Below are 17,324 nucleotides of genomic sequence, written 5' to 3'. Positions count from 1 at the left end.
GTCATAGCCCCATTTTCTCATAAGTTGGAGCCTCCGAGAAAACCGGGGCGGTTCAAATTCAAAACTGCATTGATACATTCACAATCTCCTTTTGATGCGTAATGACGCTAGCTATAAGTAGCCACTTTCTCAGGTGTATATAAAATTGAAATCGCAGGTGTATAACGCCACTCTCGCAATCCGTTAGGCATGATTTTATAGTCGTCACTATATTGATATCAACCTTAATTTATCCAAACTGAAAAAGCACCGCCAAAACTTCTTGATTAAGTCTGCGAGCGTATCCGTATTAAGCGCCATAGCATTCGTACCGAAAAGCAATATGTGCAGTGGATTAAGCGTTTTATTCTATTTCATGACGTATATCCCTATACGCCACCCTAGCGGGCAGTCTTGCGGCTGTGCAAAACGGCTTTCCTGCCGTTTTGTCACGGTAAACGCTATTCTCATAAAGAGGGAGCAATCGAAAGTGAAAGCTTTTCTAACGCATTTGGCGGTAGAAGGAAAAGTGTCGGCTTCAACGCAAAATCAGGCCTTATCCAGTTTGCTGTTTTTATATAAATGAGGTGCTGTTAATCGATTTGCCGTGGCTGAATAACGTTGTGCGCGCCAAGCAGCCGCAACGTTTGCCGAATGTGTTGACACGCACGACATTAGTCTGTTGGATATGTAGAGGATTGAGCTGTGCAGTGCAGCTTCCGCTCATGCCGCACTTTTGTACGTTTTAGCTGGCTCACGGACTCTCATCTTATTCACAAAAACATCCAAAGTTCATCATTCGACATGGATTAATGTTCATCCGGAACCCTGCGTGTTGTTTTGCGGCGTTGTATGCAGGCTTAAAAAATTCAGCGTCCATACGGCTTGAAAAATTGCCAAGTCGCCTCATATTATCAGCGAATGCCGAATTGAAACGGTTTTCGACGTGTTGTTGATAATTTGAATCTATTTGGAGATGATTATGGCTATTACTCGTTATGAACCTTGGAGTTTACTGAATCAATTGCAAAAAGAGCTGGAACGGGCGTATGAAGGAACTGCCGGCGGCGAGGGTTCAATCGCCACGGCTGAGTGGGCGCCTGCGGTCGATATCAAAGAGGAAAGCGATAGATATGTGCTGCTGGCCGACCTGCCTGGCGTAAAACCGGAAGATATCGATCTGAGCATGGAAGAGGGCGTATTGACTATTAAAGGCGAGAAGAAAACCGAAGCCAAGACCCAACGTGAAAATTATAAGCGAGTGGAACGGACCTATGGCTCTTTTTATCGACGGTTCAGTTTGCCTGATACGGCTAACGCCGAAGGCATTAGCGCCAGATCAAGGCATGGGGTGCTTGAAATCGTAATTCCAAAGCGTGAAGCGATCCAGCCGAAAAAAATTACCGTCGCAGCGGAAGATTAGTAAAAAACGGAGCCTTCGGGCTCCGTTTTTTATGTTATTGACTGATGCTTAGCAAGGACTGTTTTTATCCTGCTTGTCGCCTGAACAGTTACGCACGCAGGTGCGAATTCATTCGCACTGCATGGGCATTTGTCCCGGGTCGAATGAGTTTGCCCCTACAGCTGAATTCAAATAACCGTCATGCTGGCGGTATTTTTAAACCCGTCCCAGTTCATCTGATGCCTGTCCATAAAATTGGCGCTATGAATGTCTGGCTATTTTAAAAGCAATTGATGAAACGGTAGGTAAGCCGGGAGTTTTCTGATATAAATTTGCGGTTGAGTTTGTGCTGGAGACGTTCTTGTGATCCAAATTCAAGAAGAGCAACAGCAAAGCCGCAATTTATAAAGATCCCGAAATGGAGAGTTGATATGAAAAAAATGCAGAATCTTAAATTGAGATTCTCTCTTGCCGTGGTGCTGTTGGCGCTATCGGCGACCACAACGGCGGAAACCAAAACAGCGCCGGCGGCCGCCAAGCCGGTGCACGGCGAATATAAAGACTGGCGATTGCTGTCGGTTTCCCATCGGACCGATAAACAAACCCTGCGCGCTATTTTAGGCAATGATAAAGCGATAGAAGCCGCGGGCAAAGGGCAGACCAAACCCTGGCCGGACGGTACGGTTTTAGCCAAAGTAGTATGGAAAGAACGCACGCATCCTAACTGGCCGCAAGCCATCGTGCCCGGCGAATTTGCCGCAGCCGAAGCCATGATCAAGGACAGCAAGAAATATGCTGCTACCGGCGGTTGGGGATTTGCGCACTGGGACGGCAACAAGCTGGTCATGCATGAGGAAGCCAAGGCCAAGGAGTGCTTTGCCTGCCACATGCCCATGAAGGACAATGATTACACTTATACATTTTCCGCGCTGCAATAAGCTCAGCGAGAAAAGCAGGTTTTGAAAACCTGCTGATCAGCGCGCGGGAAGGCTCTGTTCTTCCCGCGTTCAATTCTTTAAGTTCAGTTGCCGGCCAGCCAATCCTGCGGCTTCAGGTACTGCTCATAAAGCCGCGCCTCGTCACTGCCGGGTTCCGGCTGCCAGTTGTAGCGCCAGTGGGCGATAGGCGGCATGGACATCAGAATCGATTCAGTCCGTCCGCCCGATTGCAGGCCGAACAGTGTGCCCCTGTCATAGACCAGGTTGAATTCGACATAGCGACCCCGGCGGTAAAGCTGGAAATCGCGTTCCCGCTCGCCGAAAGGCGTGTCCTTGCGTTTCTGCACGATGGGCAGATAGGCCTCGGTATAATGGTTGCCGACGCTTTGCATGAAAGCAAAGCTACGTTCAAACCCCCACTCGTTCAAGTCGTCGAAAAACAGCCCGCCAACGCCGCGCGTTTCATTGCGGTGTTTGAGGAAAAAATACTCGTCGCACCATTTTTTGTAAGCAGGATAGACCTGATCGCCGAAAGGCTGGCAGGCGGCGCGCGCCGTCTGATGCCAGTGCATGACATCTTCGTGGAACGGATAAAACGGCGTCAAGTCAAAGCCGCCCCCGAACCACCAGATCGTCGGCTCGCCCTGTTTTTCGGCAATAAAGAAGCGCACATTGGCATGCGAGGTGGGTACATACGGATTTTTGGGGTGGATGACCAGCGACACGCCCATGGCCTGAAACTCGCGATCGGCCAATTCAGGGCGCTTTGCCGTGGCCGACGGCGGCAGGTTGATGCCCGATACATGAGAAAAGTTGACGCCGCCCTGTTCGAATACCTGCCCGTCCGCGAGCACGCGTGTTCTGCCGCCGCCTCCCTCCGGCCGTTCCCAATTGTCTTCAATAAACCGGGCTTCGGGCTCCTGGCCTTCCAGGGCCGTGCAGATATGGTCCTGCAAGCCGAGCAGGTAGGATTTTACGCGGGCGATATCATCGGTATTCATAGGTTTTAAGTGATGAATGGTTGAAACAGGCGGGAAATCTATCAGTTTTTGTAGGGAATCGGCAAATAAAAACGGAATCTGTGTCGCCCTTTTTTATGGGATAATTGGCTCATCCTTTGTTACCCCAACAATATCAACCATGACTTTTCCAACCATTGAATCCTTTGTCGGCAATACGCCGTTAGTCAGACTCCAGCGATTGCCCGGCGCCACCGGCAATACCATTCTAGTCAAGCTGGAAGGCAACAATCCTGCCGGATCAGTGAAAGACCGGCCGGCGCTCAGCATGATCAAGCATGCCGAAGCTAGGGGCGAAATCAAGCCCGGCGACCGGTTGATCGAAGCGACCAGCGGCAACACCGGCATCGCCCTGGCTATGGCCGCCGCCATCAAGGGCTACAAAATGACCTTGATCATGCCCGACAATATGAGCGAGGAACGCCGGGCATCGATGAAAGCCTACGGCGCCGAGATCATTCTGACGCCGGCGGCCGGCAGCATGGAGGCCGCGATCGATCTGGCGCGGGAAATGGAGGCGGCCGGCAAGGGCAAGATTCTCGACCAGTTTTCCAATCCCGACAATCCGCGCGCGCATTATGAAGGCACCGGCCCTGAAATCTGGCGCGACACGCAGGGCAAAATCACGCATTTCGTCAGTTCCATGGGTACGACCGGTACGATCATGGGCACGGCCAAGTACCTGAAAGAGCAGAATCCAGCTATCCAGATTATCGGCGTGCAGCCGGAAGGCGAGTCCAAAATTCCCGGCATCCGGCGCTGGCCCAAGGAATACCTGCCAAAAATTTACCAGGCTGAGCGCGTTGACCGCATTATCGATGTCGATCAGACTTCGGCTGAAAATACCACGCGCGCGCTGGCGGCCGAGGAGGGCATTTTTGCCGGCATTTCATCGGGAGGCGCCGTCTCGGCGGCATTGCGGTTATCGGCCGAAGTCGAAAATGCCGTGATTGTGGTCATTATCTGCGATCGGGGCGATCGCTACTTGTCGACCGGCGTTTTTCCGGGCTGATTGAGGAGCGCCCTTTTTTGCTTTGCTAAAGATGAGGCTCTTTCTGGCGATTGCCTGTTTTTTAATCGCATCGCCAGCCAATGCTTTAGATGCCGCCTCGGCCAATATCAAAACCATTGAAGCGAATGGCTGGCAGTTGCAGGGGGTGCATATCGCCTTGACGGAACTGGCTAAAAGTCCGCAGCGATTAGTCTTGACCATCGACAGGCTGGTCCTGCCCGAGCCTTTTAACGATTTGAATCTGGCTAATATCCACTGCGCCGCTTTTACCTGGGGTAACAAGGCCATGGTCTGCGCTAAGGGGCAGGCCGAAATCCGCTCGCAACGCTGGCAGTCGCCGGCAGCCGATTTTTCCTTTCAGGTTGCGGAAAACCGCAGCGCCTTTTCGCTCGCCAATCTGTACTGGGCCGGAGGGCGATTTGCTGTGGAAGGCGAAGAGATAGGCCATCAATGGCGGCTGAAAATCCGCGCCCGCAGGGTTGATGCCGAACTGATGCAGGCATTGATCAAACTGCCGTCGGCTGAATTCAAAGACGGCCGCATCAGTTTTTCAATTGACGCGTCGGGTTCGAATGACGTCGTCCATACTATTGATGCGGCGGTCAATCTGAAAGATTTTTCGGGGCAGAGCACGGATGCACGCTTCGCCGCCGAAAAACTGAATCTGACGGCCAGACTGGAGGCGTTTCGCGACGATAACGGATGGCAATGGCAACAGCATGCTGAAGCTAGCGGCGGTGCTCTTTATGCCGAACCGCTCTATCTGACGATAGGGGCGCAAATAATTGCACTGGATGCACAGGGCGAATGGAGCGATAAAACCCAGCAGGCTGAGGTCAAATCGATCAGTTATCATCATCCGGGCGCGGCGGCATTAAAGGGGAGCGCGGTTGTTCGGTATGACGATAAAGTAAGAATCGAAAAAGCCGATATGACACTGACCAGCGAGGATCTGGCCGGACTGTCGGCTGCCTATCTAAAGTCCCTGTTTGAAGGGACGGTATTAGAAGGCGTATCGCTGGCAGGGCGGCTGAGAGCCGACTTTTCCATCGCACAGAATGCGTTGACCCATTTGACGGCCGGTTTCAGCGATCTGGATGTGGATGACGAATCGGGACGCCTGGCGATGCAGGGCGGCGATGGCATCTTCAACTGGTCCAGCGACGAAGCCTTTCACAAAAAATCCGAATGGGTCTGGCAACGATTGCAGATACGGGCTTTGCCTGTCGGTCCAGCCCGGTTTTCATTTCTGGCCAAGGCGGGAACTATTGAACTGCTCGAGAAGACTAACCTGCCTTTTTTGGACGGCATTATCGCCGTCAATGCGTTCAAATGGCAGACCAGGCCGCAAGGGGAGCCTGAAGTTTACTTTGAAGGCAATGTCGATAAGGTGTCGCTGGAGCAATTATCGAACGAGCTGGACTGGACGCCGTTGTCCGGAACGATCAGCGGCCACATCCCAGGTGTCGATTACCGTGACAAAACGCTGAGCCTCGGAGGCGAGCTGAACATCAAGGCTTTTGACGGGGAAATCAAGGTCACGAATCTGGCATCGTCGGGATTGTTTACCGATTTTCCAAGGTTTCATGCCGAACTGGAAATCAATAACCTGGATCTGGATCAATTGACGCGGCGGTTTGAGTTCGGCGGCATTACCGGGCGATTATCGGGCTATGTTCAGCAGTTGTACATGGAAAACTGGAAGCCGGTCAGTTTTTACGCTTGGCTGGGGACGCCCGATGACGATGATTCCAAGCACCGGATCAGCCAGAAAGCGGTCAGGAATATCGCCAGCATCGGCGGCGGAGGCGCGGCCGATATACTGTCCAGAAGCTTCCTGCGTTTTTTTGAAACCTTTATGTACGACAAGATCGGCGTGGGCTGTTACCTGCACGAAGGCGTCTGCCAGATGATGGGCGTGGAGGCGGCGCAGCAGGGTTATTACCTTATTAAAGGCGGCGGTCTGCCGCGAATCGACGTAATCGGCTATAATCCGCGGGTTAACTGGAACGTATTGATGGATCGGTTGGCGCGTATTTCAACTACCGATGAAGTACGTATCGAATAATTTGGAGCAAATCATGAGAAAAGTAGCCGTATTCGGCACATTGTTGTTGACCGCGTGTGTGACGATCAATATTTATTTTCCTGCCGCAGCCGCGGAAAAGGCTGCCGATGAAATCATCAAAGGCATCCAGAAGGAGGAAATACCGGAAAAGACCGAGCCTAGGTCCAGCCGTCCCGATTGGCAGGTTGCCGTTTTCCGGTCGCTAGATAGCGCCATCAATGTCCTGGTTTCGCCGGCGCAGGCCGAGGAGGCTGATTTAGCCATTGACAGCCCGGAAATCAGACAGGCGCGCTCAGTTATGCAGAGCCGTTTCCCAGCGTTGAAGCGCTTTTATGACGCCGGTTATATCGGCATACAGACGGACGGGTTGTTGACGGTCAGAGATGCCGGCAGCGTGCCTCTGCAGGACAGAAACAAAGTCAACAAACTGGTGGCGGCCGAAAATGCCGACCGCGAGCATCTTTACCAGGCCATTGCCAAAGCCAACGGTCATCCCGAATGGGTCGCCCAAATCAAATCAACCTTTGCCACCCGCTGGATCAATAACGCTCAGCGCGGCTGGTGGTATCAATCATCTAACGGAAGTTGGAAGCAGAAGTAAGCATGTCACGTAACAGATCGAGAAAAAAGCAGCTGCCGGAAATGCCGGTCAGAGTCACCATAGAATCGCTGGCGCATGATGGGCGCGGCGTCGCGCATGTGGACGGCAAGGTCGTCTTTATAGACGAATCATTGCCGGGCGAGGAGGTCGAGTTCGTCTATACTGAAATTCGCCGGGATTACGCGGAAGGCAAGGTGGTCAGCCTGCTGAGCCGTGCCGTCGACCGCGTTGAGGCGGCGTGCGCGCATTACGGCGTCTGCGGCGGCTGCAGCTTTCAGCATGTCGATTCAAACGCCCAGATCCGCATCAAGCAGGATTTGCTGATCGAGCAATTCAAGCGCATCGGCAAAGTGGAAATTCCGCAGTTGTGGGAGCCGCTGGAAGGACCGCATTGGGGGTATCGCCGCAAAGCGCGCATGGGTGTCAAATACGTCGCCAAGAAAAACCGCGTGCTGGTGGGCTTCAGGGAAAGACGCCATCCGTATCTGGCCGAGATCGACAGTTGCATGGTCATGCATCCGATCGTGGGCAAGCGGCTGATTGCGTTAGGCGAGATGATCGCCGGTTTGACGGTCAAGGATAAAATCCCGCAGATCGAAGTGGCGATCGGCGACGACGACTGCGTGCTGGCTATCCGCGTGCTGGAGCCGCCGACCGAGGCCGACAAGGAGCGCCTGCGCGCGTTCGGGCGCGAGCACCGCATGAGTATCTGTCTGCAACCGAAAGGCCCCGACACGATCGAACCGCTGGACGGCGAGCCGGAAGTCATACCGACTTATGCGTTGCCGGATCAGTCCGTGGAATTCAAATTCAGGCCGGCCATGTTCACGCAGGTCAATTACGAGATCAATCGGAAGATGATCAACCGCGTGCTGGACACGCTGGATCTCAACGAAAACGATAGTGTGCTGGACCTGTTCTGCGGTCTCGGCAATTTTACGCTGCCGATGGCCAGAAAAGCCGGCCGCGTTGTCGGCGTCGAGGGCGATCTGCCGCTGGTCAAGCACGCCCGCGAAAACGCGCGTCATAATGGCATAGAGAATGTAGAATTTTATGCCGCCGATTTAAGCAAGGACATTAGCGACCAGCCCTGGGCCAACCGCAAGTACAACAAGGTCATGCTGGACCCGTCCAGGGCGGGCGCCTCGGAGGTGCTGCATCATTTTAAGAAATGGAAGCCTGATCAGATCGTCTATGTGTCCTGCAATCCGTCGACACTGGCCCGCGATGCCGGTATCCTGGTCAATGAACTGGGTTACAAGCTGATCAAGGCCGGCGTCATGGATATGTTCCCGCAGACCGGTCATGTGGAATCGATCGCTTTGTTTGAGAAAAAATAGTGTTTACAGGAAGGGGCGGCCGGAACAGTGCCGCCCGCAGAATTCAGCTATGTATCCAGTTTCATGGTTTTTCAGCGCCTGTGATTTCCGCATACAACAGTTAGAAAAGCTATGACGACCTATAACAAGACGCCTTCCATCAGCCATATCGCCTTTGCCAGCTTTATCGGCACGGCAATTGAATTCTACGATTTTTATATTTATGCGACGGCTTCGGCGCTGGTGATCGGGCGCGTGTTTTTTCCGCAGAGCGAGCCGGCGGTCCAGGCATTGAGCGCCTTTCTGACTTTTGGCATTGCCTTTATCGCGCGGCCCTTGGGAGCGGTGCTGTTCGGCCATTTCGGCGACCGGATCGGGCGCAAGGCGACGTTGGCGGCTTCACTGTTGGTAATGGGCCTGTCTACGCTCCTGATCGGCTGCTTGCCCGGCTATGACACGCTGGGCGCATGGGCGCCGATTGCGCTTTGCCTACTGCGCTTCGGGCAAGGTCTGGGCCTGGGCGGCGAATGGGGCGGGGCGGTGCTGCTGGCCACGGAATACGCGCCAGCCGGCCGTCGTGCCTGGTACGGTATGTTTCCGCAACTGGGACCGTCCGTAGGGTTTCTGCTGGCGACACTGAGTTTCTGGCTGCTGGCGGTCGGTTTGAGCGATGCCGACTTTCAGGCTTGGGGCTGGCGTCTGCCTTTTCTGGCCAGCGGCTTATTGGTTGCGGTGGGCTTGTATGTGCGTATGAAGCTTGCCGAGACGCCCGAGTTTTCGGCGCTGCTGGAGCGGGAGCCGCCTTTGAAAATGCCGCTGGCGGTTTTGTTGCGGCAGCATCTGCGCGCCGTGTTGCTGGGGGCTCTGGCGATGGTGGTCTGCTACACGTTGTTTTATACGGCGACGGTATTCTGCCTGAGTTACGGGACGAACATACTGTCGATTCCACGGCAGCAATTTTTAGGTATGCTGTGCGTGGCTATCGTGTTCATGGCGCTCGCGACGCCCTTGTCAGCTTGGGCCAGCGATAAATTTGGCCGCAGCCCCGTGCTGTTGATCAGCGGTTTTGTCGCCATTCTGGCGGGTTTTACGCTTGCTCCGATGTTGAGCAGTGGATCAATGCTGCAAATCACGCTGTTTTTGTCATTGTCGCTGTTTCTGATGGGCGCGACCTTTGCGCCGATGGGCGCTTTACTGCCTGAATTGTTTCCGGTGGCGGTGCGCTATACAGGCGCAGGTGCGGCCTATAATCTCGGCGGTATTTTAGGGGCATCGTGTGCGCCGTATATTTCGCAGTTGCTGGTCAATCAGGGCGGCTTGGCCTGGGTGGGCGGCTATGTTTCGGCCGCTGCGGCCATCAGCTTCTTGGCTGTATGGCGCATCGGTGAGACCAGGGCGCAATCAATGAACGAATGCTACGACTTAAGGTAAAAATCCAAATGCGTCTATGAAAACCGACTTATTTCTGGATATTTCGATTAGCCAACAACAGTTGAGCATTATAGGTAACGGACAGATCCTGCGAAGCTATGCCGTATCTACGGCCAAAAATGGCGCAGGTGAACGCCGAGGCAGCGAATGCACGCCGACAGGCTGGCACAAAATCAGGGCGAAAATCGGAACCGGTCAGCCGCTGCATGCGGTTTTTGTCGGCAGGCGGCCGACCGGCGAAATCTATAGCATGGAGCTGGGCAAGCAGTATCCGCAGCGGGACTGGATATTAACCAGGATTTTATGGCTGGGCGGACTGGAGCCGGGAAAAAATCGCTACGGCGAAGTCGATACGGCCTGGCGGTATATTTACATCCACGGTTGTCCCGATGAATTAATGAACGGCAAGCCTGAATCGCATGGCTGTATCCGCATGAAAAATGCCGATGTGCTGGATTTATTTGATCGGGTGGCGGCCGGGATGCCTGTTTATATTCACTAATGGTAAGAGAGTCGTTTAATGTTGTTTTGTAGTGGGCTGATTGAGCGCAGGGATCTAAGATGACGCGTATCGTTTTAGGCGTGGAATACGATGGCAGCGGCTTTTCAGGATGGCAGTGGCAGCCTGAAAAGCGCAGTATTCAGCAAACGCTGGAGCAGGCTTTGTCGAAAGTCGCGGATCAGCCTGTTACCGTGACATGCGCAGGCAGGACCGATGCCGGTGTGCATGCTTTTGAACAAGTCGCGCATTTTGATGTCGATGCAGAAAGGGAATTGCACGCCTGGATGCTGGGTGGCAACAGCAATTTGCCCGATGACGTCAAAATTACCTGGGTAAAAGCAGCTGTGAATGATTTCCATGCCCGATACAGCGCGATTGCGCGTTTTTATCGCTATATCATACTGAATCGTCCGGCTAAACCGGCCTTGCAGCATGGTCGGGTCACCTGGTGTTACAACCCGCTGGATGCCGGCAAGATGCATCAGGCGGCGCAATATCTGATCGGCAATCATGATTTTTCCTCGTTCAGGGCGCAGGGCTGCCAATCAAAAAGCCCGTGGCGCATCATGCATTTTATTGACGTCTATCGGCATGAAGATCAAGTGATCATGGATATTTCCGCCAATGCCTTTTTGCACCACATGGTCAGGAATATCGCTGGTGTATTGATGGCTATCGGCATGGGCAAGCAGCCTGTGGACTGGGCCCGGGAGCTGCTTGAGGTGAAAAGCCGTAAATTGGGCGGCATAACAGCGCCTCCCGACGGGCTTTATTTGGGCGGAGTTTATTATCCTGAGCATTATGGCATTGCCAAACATCCTGTGTTTGATAAATTGCCGGCTGATGCCAAGCGTTTTGATTAATTTGATGATCAGATTAAGGTTTTTTGTCTAATTTGCAATTATTAACATTTCGGGTTAGTGTCTTTCTCTACATATATATAAATTACAAGTATGATCAATGTGAGTAACTTTTTATCTTTCCAGATTCATGGTGGCGGTGACCATGGCGGCGGCGTTGTGAGCAGCGTAGCCAGTTTTCTTAGTTTTATCGAAGGGCTTTTAAGCAAAGAGCCGGCTGATCTTTTTCCGGCCCTCATGCCCGGCTTAGCGAGTTTGGATAATATTCATCCGCTGTTGGTGCATTTTCCTATTGCATTTTTATCGGCATTTTTTGCTCTGGATTTAATTGGCACGCTGGCAAAAAAAACGCAATGGCGCATTGCTGCCAGTTGGCTTCTTTATTTTGGTACTGTCGCTACTGTGTTTACCGTGATTTCCGGCTTTATGGCCGCTGATTCCGTAGCGCATGGGGATAATGTACATGATCTTATGGAGCGTCTTGAACAAATTGGGATTGTTGTGCTAATCATTGCTGTGTTGCTTTCGATCTGGCGCATTGCAAGCGGAGGTTTGATTCAAGGAGCGGCAAACGGTTTTTTTCTGACGTTGACTGTGCTGCTTTGTGGCTTGATGGTTTGGGGCTCCGATTTGGGCGGGTTGATGGTTTATAAATACGGCATAGGCGTTCAAGCGGTCAAACAGCCGGAGGATGGTCATGTGCATTCTCATCAGAATGCGGCGGATGAACATGACCAACAGAGCTTAGAGCATGATCATGCGGCCGCTCATGAACACGCAGAGGGCGACCATGCACACGATCACGAGTATGCGGCGGATGAAGAACATGCGCACGACCAAGAGCCTGTGGTGGACAGCCACACGCATGACCATGCATCTGACGGTCATACACACAGCCACACACATGCATCCGATGGTCATACGCATACTCACACGCATCCATCCGGTAATCATACGCACACTCACGCGCATTGAGCCCAACCAGCTTTAATAATCGCGAGGCTGACTTGTGTCAGCCTTTTTTATTGGGCTCGCGATTGTTTAATAACGAATTTTTTATATATTGCAGACGCCACCAGCGCGGTTTTATGTTATTCTAGTCGGCTGGTTTTTGAATAAATTCTCATATCACTTTATGCGAACTCGCGTTAAAATTTGCGGCTTTACCCGTGTTGAGGATGCCGTGTGTGCCGCTCAGTTGGGTGTGGATGCGATTGGCCTGGTTTTTTATCCGCCCAGTCCAAGAAATGTTGATATCGAGCAGGCAGTTAAAATCGTTAGTGCCTTGCCGACATTTGTCTCCGTCGTGGCTTTGTTTGTCGATGAGCAGGAAGCTCGGATACGTGAGGTCCTGGAACGGGTGCCGGTTGATTGTATCCAGTTTCATGGCGATGAGCCGGCCGAGGACTGCCGGATCTATGGTAAACGTTATATGAAAGCGGTTAGTATGCGGCAGGATGTCGATATCCCGGCTCTGGTGCAGCACTATCACGATGCGGCGGGATTGCTGCTGGATGCCTGGCATCCAGATGCCAAAGGCGGGACAGGCAGTCAGTTTGACTGGGAATTGATTCCAAGGCAGTGCGCTTTGCCGATTATATTGGCGGGTGGCTTGGCGGCGGAGAATGCAAAGCAGGCTGTACAGGCAGTAAGGCCGTATGCGCTCGATGTCAGCAGTGGCGTAGAGGCGGAGAAAGGGATTAAGGATGCGCTGAAAATGGCGGCATTTTTAAGAGCAGTTAATGAGGGTGACAAAAGTTAATAACATGACAAAAAAATATAATATGCCCGATGAGCGGGGACATTTTGGCCCTTACGGCGGAATGTTTGTAGCAGAGACCTTGATACCACCTATTCAGGAATTGAATGAAGCCTATCAGCGGTATTTAACAGACCCGGATTTTATCGCCGAGCTGGACGCCGATCTGAAATATTATGTCGGCCGTCCTTCGCCTTTGTACCATGCCGAACGCTGGAGCCGCGAACTGGGCGGCGCGCAGATCTATTTGAAACGCGAAGATCTCAATCATACCGGCGCGCATAAGGTCAACAATACGATCGGCCAGGCATTGCTGGCCAAACGCATGGGCAAGACACGCATCATCGCAGAGACCGGCGCCGGTCAGCATGGCGTCGCGACAGCTACGGTTGCGGCAAGGCTGGGGCTCGAGTGCGTGGTTTACATGGGCGCTGTCGATGTGGCGCGCCAGGCGTTGAACGTTTACCGCATGAAGCTTTTGGGCGCCAAGGTCGTCGCGGTCGAGTCCGGTTCCAAAACCCTGAAAGATGCGCTGAATGAGGCGCTCAGAGATTGGGTTACCAACGTCGACAATACTTTTTATATCATCGGCACCGCAGCAGGCCCCCATCCTTATCCGGCTATGGTCCGGGATTTCCAGGCCATTATCGGCCGTGAAGCGAAACAGCAATGCCAGGAGATGACCGGACGCCTGCCCGATGCGCTGGTTGCTTGCGTAGGCGGCGGTTCCAATGCCATCGGTCTGTTCTATCCGTTTATCGACGATGCCTCAGTCAAAATGTACGGCGTTGAGGCGGCCGGCGACGGCATCGAGACAGGCCGCCATTCCGCGCCGCTATGTGCAGGCCGCCCAGGTGTGCTGCACGGCAATCGCACCTATCTGATGGAAGATGACGACGGTGAAATCATCGAAACGCATTCGATTTCGGCAGGTCTGGATTATCCGGGCGTAGGCCCAGAACATGCCTGGCTCAAGGATACCGGCCGGGCGCAGTACGTCAATATTACCGATAATGAAGCTTTGGAAGGGTTTCATGCTCTGACCCGCATGGAAGGCATTATTCCGGCGCTGGAGTCCAGTCATGCCATGGCCTATACCATGAAGCTGGCCCCGATCATGAAAAAGGACGAAATCATCATTGTGAGTCTGTCCGGTCGTGGCGATAAAGACATGCATACAATGGCACAACGCGAGGGCATAGTACTGTGAGCCGATTAGCCGCTAAATTTGAAGAACTTTCCAAAGCGGGCCGCAAGGCTCTGATTCCATTCATTACGGCCGGCGATCCGCATCCTGACTTTACCGTGCCCATGATGCATGCGATGGTTAAAGCCGGCGCCGATGTTATCGAGCTGGGCGTGCCGTTCTCTGATCCGATGGCCGATGGTCCTGTGATTCAGCGCGCCAGTGAGCGCGCGCTGGAACACAAAATGAGCTTGCGCAAGACGTTGGCGCTGGCTAAGGAATTCAGGAAAACTGATACAACTACACCTTTAGTATTGATGGGCTATTTAAACCCAATCGAAGCCATGGGCTATGAGAATTTCGCCAATGCCGCGCAGGAGGCCCAGATTGACGGCGTGTTGACCGTTGATCTGCCGCCGGAAGAAGGCGAAGAATGCACGGGATTGCTCAAGACGCGCAGCATTGATCCGATTTTCCTGCTCGCCCCCAACAGCAACGAAGAACGCATCAGGAAGATGGATAAGCTGGGCAGCGGATATCTTTACTACGTTTCTTTGAAGGGCGTTACGGGCGCGGGCCATTTGAATACAGCCGATGTTGAAAACAAACTGAAACAGATCAGGGCAAATACCCGCTTGCCGGTCGGCATCGGTTTCGGCGTCAAGGATGCCGAAACAGCGAAAACTATCGCAGGGATAGGTGACGGCGTGGTCATCGGCAGCACGCTGATCAGCAAAATTGAAGCAAATCTGCAGGACCCTGAACGGGCCAAACAGGAAATTGTTGAATTATTGTCGGCCATGCGCCAGGCGATGGATAGTTAAGGCATAGTATAAAACGCAGTTACATCCGGTTGCCTGCTTATAACCGGATGTTATGGTTTACCACGAGCCGGTTTACCATTGTAAGCATATGATGAAGCGCTACGGAGCGTAAAGTAATGAGTTGGTTTAAGAAATTAGTTCCTTCGACAATCAGAACAGACGGATCGAACAAAAGAAATTCCGTGCCGGAAGGCTTGTGGAACAAGTGCCCCAGTTGTAATGCGATTCTTTACAATGTTGAGCTGGAGAAAAACTTCAGTGTCTGCCCGAAATGCGAGCATCATCTGCGCATTTCGGCCAGAGCGCGACTGAATATGTTCCTGGATGAGGAAGGGCGTGAAGAGATCGGCAAGAACGTGAAACCTACCGATCCCCTAAAGTTCAAAGACAGCAAGAAATATAAGGACCGGATCGCGCAAGCGCAAAAACAGACCAAGGAAAGCGATGCGCTGGTGGTCATGAAAGGCAAGCTGAAAGGCAAGGATATCGTTGTTGCCGCTTTCGACTTTAATTTCATGGGCGGATCGATGGGTTCCGTAGTGGGTGAGCGGTTTGTCCGAGGCGTCAACACGAGTCTTGCGCTGGGCGCACCTTTTGTAGTCTTTACCGCCAGTGGCGGCGCCCGCATGCAGGAATCATTGTTTTCATTGTTCCAGATGGCAAAAACAAGCGCCGCATTAACTAAGTTGTCTGAAGCCGGCATTCCCTATATTTCCTTTATGACTGATCCCACCATGGGCGGTGTATCGGCCAGTTTGGCCATGCTGGGCGATATTAACATAGCCGAGCCCAAGGCGCTGATAGGTTTCGCAGGGCCTCGCGTCATCGAGCAGACTGTCCGTGAAAAATTGCCCGAAGGTTTTCAGCGCAGTGAGTTTTTACAGGAGCACGGTGCCATCGATATGATCGTCGACAGACGTGAGATGCGCGATAAGATCGCCAGCATTTTATCGATGCTGATAACAAGCAGGGCAGAGGCGGAAACGGAGGTGCCGGCGGTTGAGCCGGTGGCGCCAGAGGTAGATGCGTTTATCCAGGTTGAGCCGGAAGCAGCCATTGCCGAAGTTGAAGTGTTTGCCGATAGCCATCAAACCGAGCTGGGTGCGTAATTCCCTTATGCCTATCGGTATTCAGGCATTGTCGGTTAATGATGCATTTTGATTCGCTCCAGGGTTGGCTGACCTGGCAAGAAAGCTTACATCCGCTGACAATAGACTTAGGGTTGGAACGGGCTGCGCAGGTTTTTCGCGCGCTTAATCCCGATGGTGTCAAGCCGCCGACTATTACAGTCGCCGGCACTAACGGCAAAGGCTCGTGCATCGCTTATCTTGAAGCCATCTACAGAGCACAGGGATATCGCGTCGGTGCTTATACTTCGCCGCACATTCTGAAGTATAACGAAAGAATCAAGATAGACGGCAAACCAGTATCGGATGAGTTGATTTGTGAGGCTTTTTCCCGGATTGAATCGGTTCGCGGAGATATTTCATTAAGTTATTTTGAGTTTGGTACTTTGGCGGCGCTGGATATATTCCGGCGTTCCAATCTGGATATTCAATTGCTTGAAGTCGGTCTTGGCGGGCGCCTGGATGCGGTCAATATTGTCAATCCCGATGTGGCGCTGATAACAAGCATCTGCATAGATCATATCGATTGGCTCGGCGAAACCCGCGAAGCTATCGGCAGGGAAAAAGCCGGCATTTTTCGCGCCGTTACGCCCGCCATAGTCGGTGATCCCGAACCGCCGGCCTCTTTGATGCAGGTGGCTGCCGACAAGCAGGCGCGACTCTATTGCCTGGGCAAGGATTTCGGTTATAAAAAACAGGCAAGCGGATGGGACTGGTTTGCAGGCGACCGGCAACTGAACCGATTACCCGAGCCAGGCTTAAAAGGCGAGCATCAGTTTCGTAATGCGTCATCGGTTATTTTGGCAATAGCCGAAATGGCTGAAACTTTGCCTGTCAGCGAAGCGTCAATCCGGCAGGGATTGGAGAAAGTTCAGTTGGCTGGGCGCTTTCAGTTGATCAACGATGAAATTCCCGTGCTGCTGGATGTGGGACACAATCCTCAGGCAGTAAGAACGCTGGTTGATTATGTGACAGAGGCGTTTCCCGGCAGGCGCATACATGCTGTTTTTTCCATGATGAAGGATAAAGACATCGCCGGTGTGATTGAAATCATGCATCCGGTGGTCTTTGACTGGTTTTTTGCGCCCTTGGCCAATCCACGGGCGGCTATGGAACCGCTGATGCGCGAGATTTTTGCGCAAAGCTCGGCGTCCAATGTGTTTTTTGGTTTTAATGGTTTTTCCGATGCATTCGCTGCTGCAAAAAACCGGTCACAGGAAAGCGATCTGCTGCTGGTTTTCGGGTCGTTCTTTCTGGTATCTGATTGCCTGGCTGAATTTGAAAAAAGGTGAGTTGA

The 17,324-nt window shown here is 52.7% G+C and carries 18 protein-coding genes; 17 read left to right on the top strand and 1 reads right to left on the bottom strand.

Features of this window, described 5'->3' with window-relative positions:
* Nucleotides 1-282: 282 nt before the first annotated feature.
* The 4 genes from IT781_RS22805 to IT781_RS05280 all read left to right on the top strand — a co-directional run bounded on the left by IT781_RS22805 (nucleotide 283) and on the right by IT781_RS05280 (nucleotide 2,319).
* A complete protein-coding gene (locus IT781_RS22805) occupies nucleotides 283-384 on the top strand; it encodes a phage integrase N-terminal SAM-like domain-containing protein (protein WP_370526935.1) in 102 nt (33 codons plus the stop codon).
* Nucleotides 356-565, top strand: coding sequence for a phage integrase N-terminal SAM-like domain-containing protein (locus IT781_RS22210; RefSeq protein WP_228778937.1), 210 nt, complete (start codon nucleotides 356-358; stop codon nucleotides 563-565). Before IT781_RS22805 ends, IT781_RS22210 begins: the two co-directional genes overlap by 29 nt.
* A gap of 396 nt (nucleotides 566-961) precedes the next feature.
* A complete protein-coding gene (locus tag IT781_RS05285; RefSeq protein ID WP_194969098.1) occupies nucleotides 962-1,402 on the top strand; it encodes an Hsp20/alpha crystallin family protein in 441 nt (146 codons plus the stop codon).
* Between the two features lie 410 nt (nucleotides 1,403-1,812).
* On the top strand, nucleotides 1,813-2,319 hold the full coding sequence (locus IT781_RS05280; protein WP_194969097.1) for a cytochrome P460 family protein: 507 nt from the start codon (nucleotides 1,813-1,815) through the stop codon (nucleotides 2,317-2,319).
* Between the two features lie 83 nt (nucleotides 2,320-2,402).
* Here the strand turns inward: IT781_RS05280 and hemF are convergent, their stop codons facing one another.
* A complete protein-coding gene (gene hemF / locus IT781_RS05275; RefSeq protein WP_194969096.1) occupies nucleotides 2,403-3,320 on the bottom strand; it encodes an oxygen-dependent coproporphyrinogen oxidase in 918 nt (305 codons plus the stop codon).
* Nucleotides 3,321-3,459: 139 nt separating this feature from the next.
* Here hemF and cysM point away from each other — a divergent pair, with 139 nt between their 5' ends.
* The 13 genes from cysM (at nucleotide 3,460) to folC (ending at nucleotide 17,319) form a co-directional block, all read left to right on the top strand.
* Nucleotides 3,460-4,350, top strand: coding sequence for a cysteine synthase CysM (gene cysM / locus IT781_RS05270; RefSeq protein WP_194969095.1), 891 nt, complete (start codon nucleotides 3,460-3,462; stop codon nucleotides 4,348-4,350).
* A gap of 31 nt (nucleotides 4,351-4,381) precedes the next feature.
* Complete coding sequence (locus tag IT781_RS05265) at nucleotides 4,382-6,418, top strand: C4-dicarboxylate ABC transporter (RefSeq protein WP_194969102.1); 2,037 nt, start codon at nucleotides 4,382-4,384, stop codon at nucleotides 6,416-6,418.
* 13 nt (nucleotides 6,419-6,431) lie between these two features.
* The gene (locus IT781_RS05260; RefSeq protein WP_194969094.1) at nucleotides 6,432-7,019 is read left to right on the top strand and encodes a YdbL family protein; all 588 of its coding nucleotides are present in this window, start codon (nucleotides 6,432-6,434) and stop codon (nucleotides 7,017-7,019) included.
* Nucleotides 7,020-7,021: 2 nt separating this feature from the next.
* On the top strand, nucleotides 7,022-8,359 hold the full coding sequence (rlmD, locus tag IT781_RS05255) for a 23S rRNA (uracil(1939)-C(5))-methyltransferase RlmD (RefSeq protein ID WP_194969093.1): 1,338 nt from the start codon (nucleotides 7,022-7,024) through the stop codon (nucleotides 8,357-8,359).
* Between the two features lie 111 nt (nucleotides 8,360-8,470).
* Nucleotides 8,471-9,769, top strand: a complete 1,299-nt coding sequence (locus IT781_RS05250) for an MFS transporter (protein WP_194969092.1) — start codon at nucleotides 8,471-8,473, stop codon at nucleotides 9,767-9,769.
* 16 nt (nucleotides 9,770-9,785) lie between these two features.
* Nucleotides 9,786-10,271 carry a L,D-transpeptidase gene (locus IT781_RS05245; RefSeq protein ID WP_194969091.1) on the top strand — a complete coding sequence of 162 codons (486 nt, stop codon included), beginning with the start codon at nucleotides 9,786-9,788 and terminating at the stop codon, nucleotides 10,269-10,271.
* A 59-nt stretch (nucleotides 10,272-10,330) separates the two neighbouring features.
* The gene (truA, locus tag IT781_RS05240) at nucleotides 10,331-11,134 is read left to right on the top strand and encodes a tRNA pseudouridine(38-40) synthase TruA (protein WP_194969090.1); all 804 of its coding nucleotides are present in this window, start codon (nucleotides 10,331-10,333) and stop codon (nucleotides 11,132-11,134) included.
* Nucleotides 11,135-11,224: 90 nt separating this feature from the next.
* Nucleotides 11,225-12,106, top strand: a complete 882-nt coding sequence (locus IT781_RS05235; protein WP_194969089.1) for a DUF2231 domain-containing protein — start codon at nucleotides 11,225-11,227, stop codon at nucleotides 12,104-12,106.
* Between the two features lie 160 nt (nucleotides 12,107-12,266).
* Nucleotides 12,267-12,893, top strand: a complete 627-nt coding sequence (locus tag IT781_RS05230; protein ID WP_194969088.1) for a phosphoribosylanthranilate isomerase — start codon at nucleotides 12,267-12,269, stop codon at nucleotides 12,891-12,893.
* A 4-nt stretch (nucleotides 12,894-12,897) separates the two neighbouring features.
* A complete protein-coding gene (gene trpB / locus IT781_RS05225; protein ID WP_194969087.1) occupies nucleotides 12,898-14,100 on the top strand; it encodes a tryptophan synthase subunit beta in 1,203 nt (400 codons plus the stop codon).
* The gene (trpA, locus tag IT781_RS05220; protein ID WP_194969086.1) at nucleotides 14,097-14,900 is read left to right on the top strand and encodes a tryptophan synthase subunit alpha; all 804 of its coding nucleotides are present in this window, start codon (nucleotides 14,097-14,099) and stop codon (nucleotides 14,898-14,900) included. The genes trpB and trpA overlap by 4 nt, the downstream gene beginning before the upstream one ends.
* Nucleotides 14,901-15,016: 116 nt before the next feature.
* Nucleotides 15,017-16,009 (top strand): acetyl-CoA carboxylase, carboxyltransferase subunit beta, encoded by a 993-nt coding sequence (accD, locus tag IT781_RS05215; RefSeq protein WP_194969085.1) that lies wholly within the window; start codon nucleotides 15,017-15,019, stop codon nucleotides 16,007-16,009.
* A 38-nt stretch (nucleotides 16,010-16,047) separates the two neighbouring features.
* Nucleotides 16,048-17,319, top strand: a complete 1,272-nt coding sequence (folC, locus tag IT781_RS05210; RefSeq protein WP_194969084.1) for a bifunctional tetrahydrofolate synthase/dihydrofolate synthase — start codon at nucleotides 16,048-16,050, stop codon at nucleotides 17,317-17,319.
* The last annotated feature ends 5 nt before the right edge of the window (nucleotides 17,320-17,324 follow it).

Source organism: Methylobacter sp. BlB1, from assembly GCF_015476545.1.
In the GTDB taxonomy this organism is placed as follows: Bacteria; Pseudomonadota; Gammaproteobacteria; order Methylococcales; family Methylomonadaceae; genus Methylobacter.
Note: the sequence above shows the minus strand (reverse complement) of the source record. Positions and strands in the feature narration are given on the sequence as shown.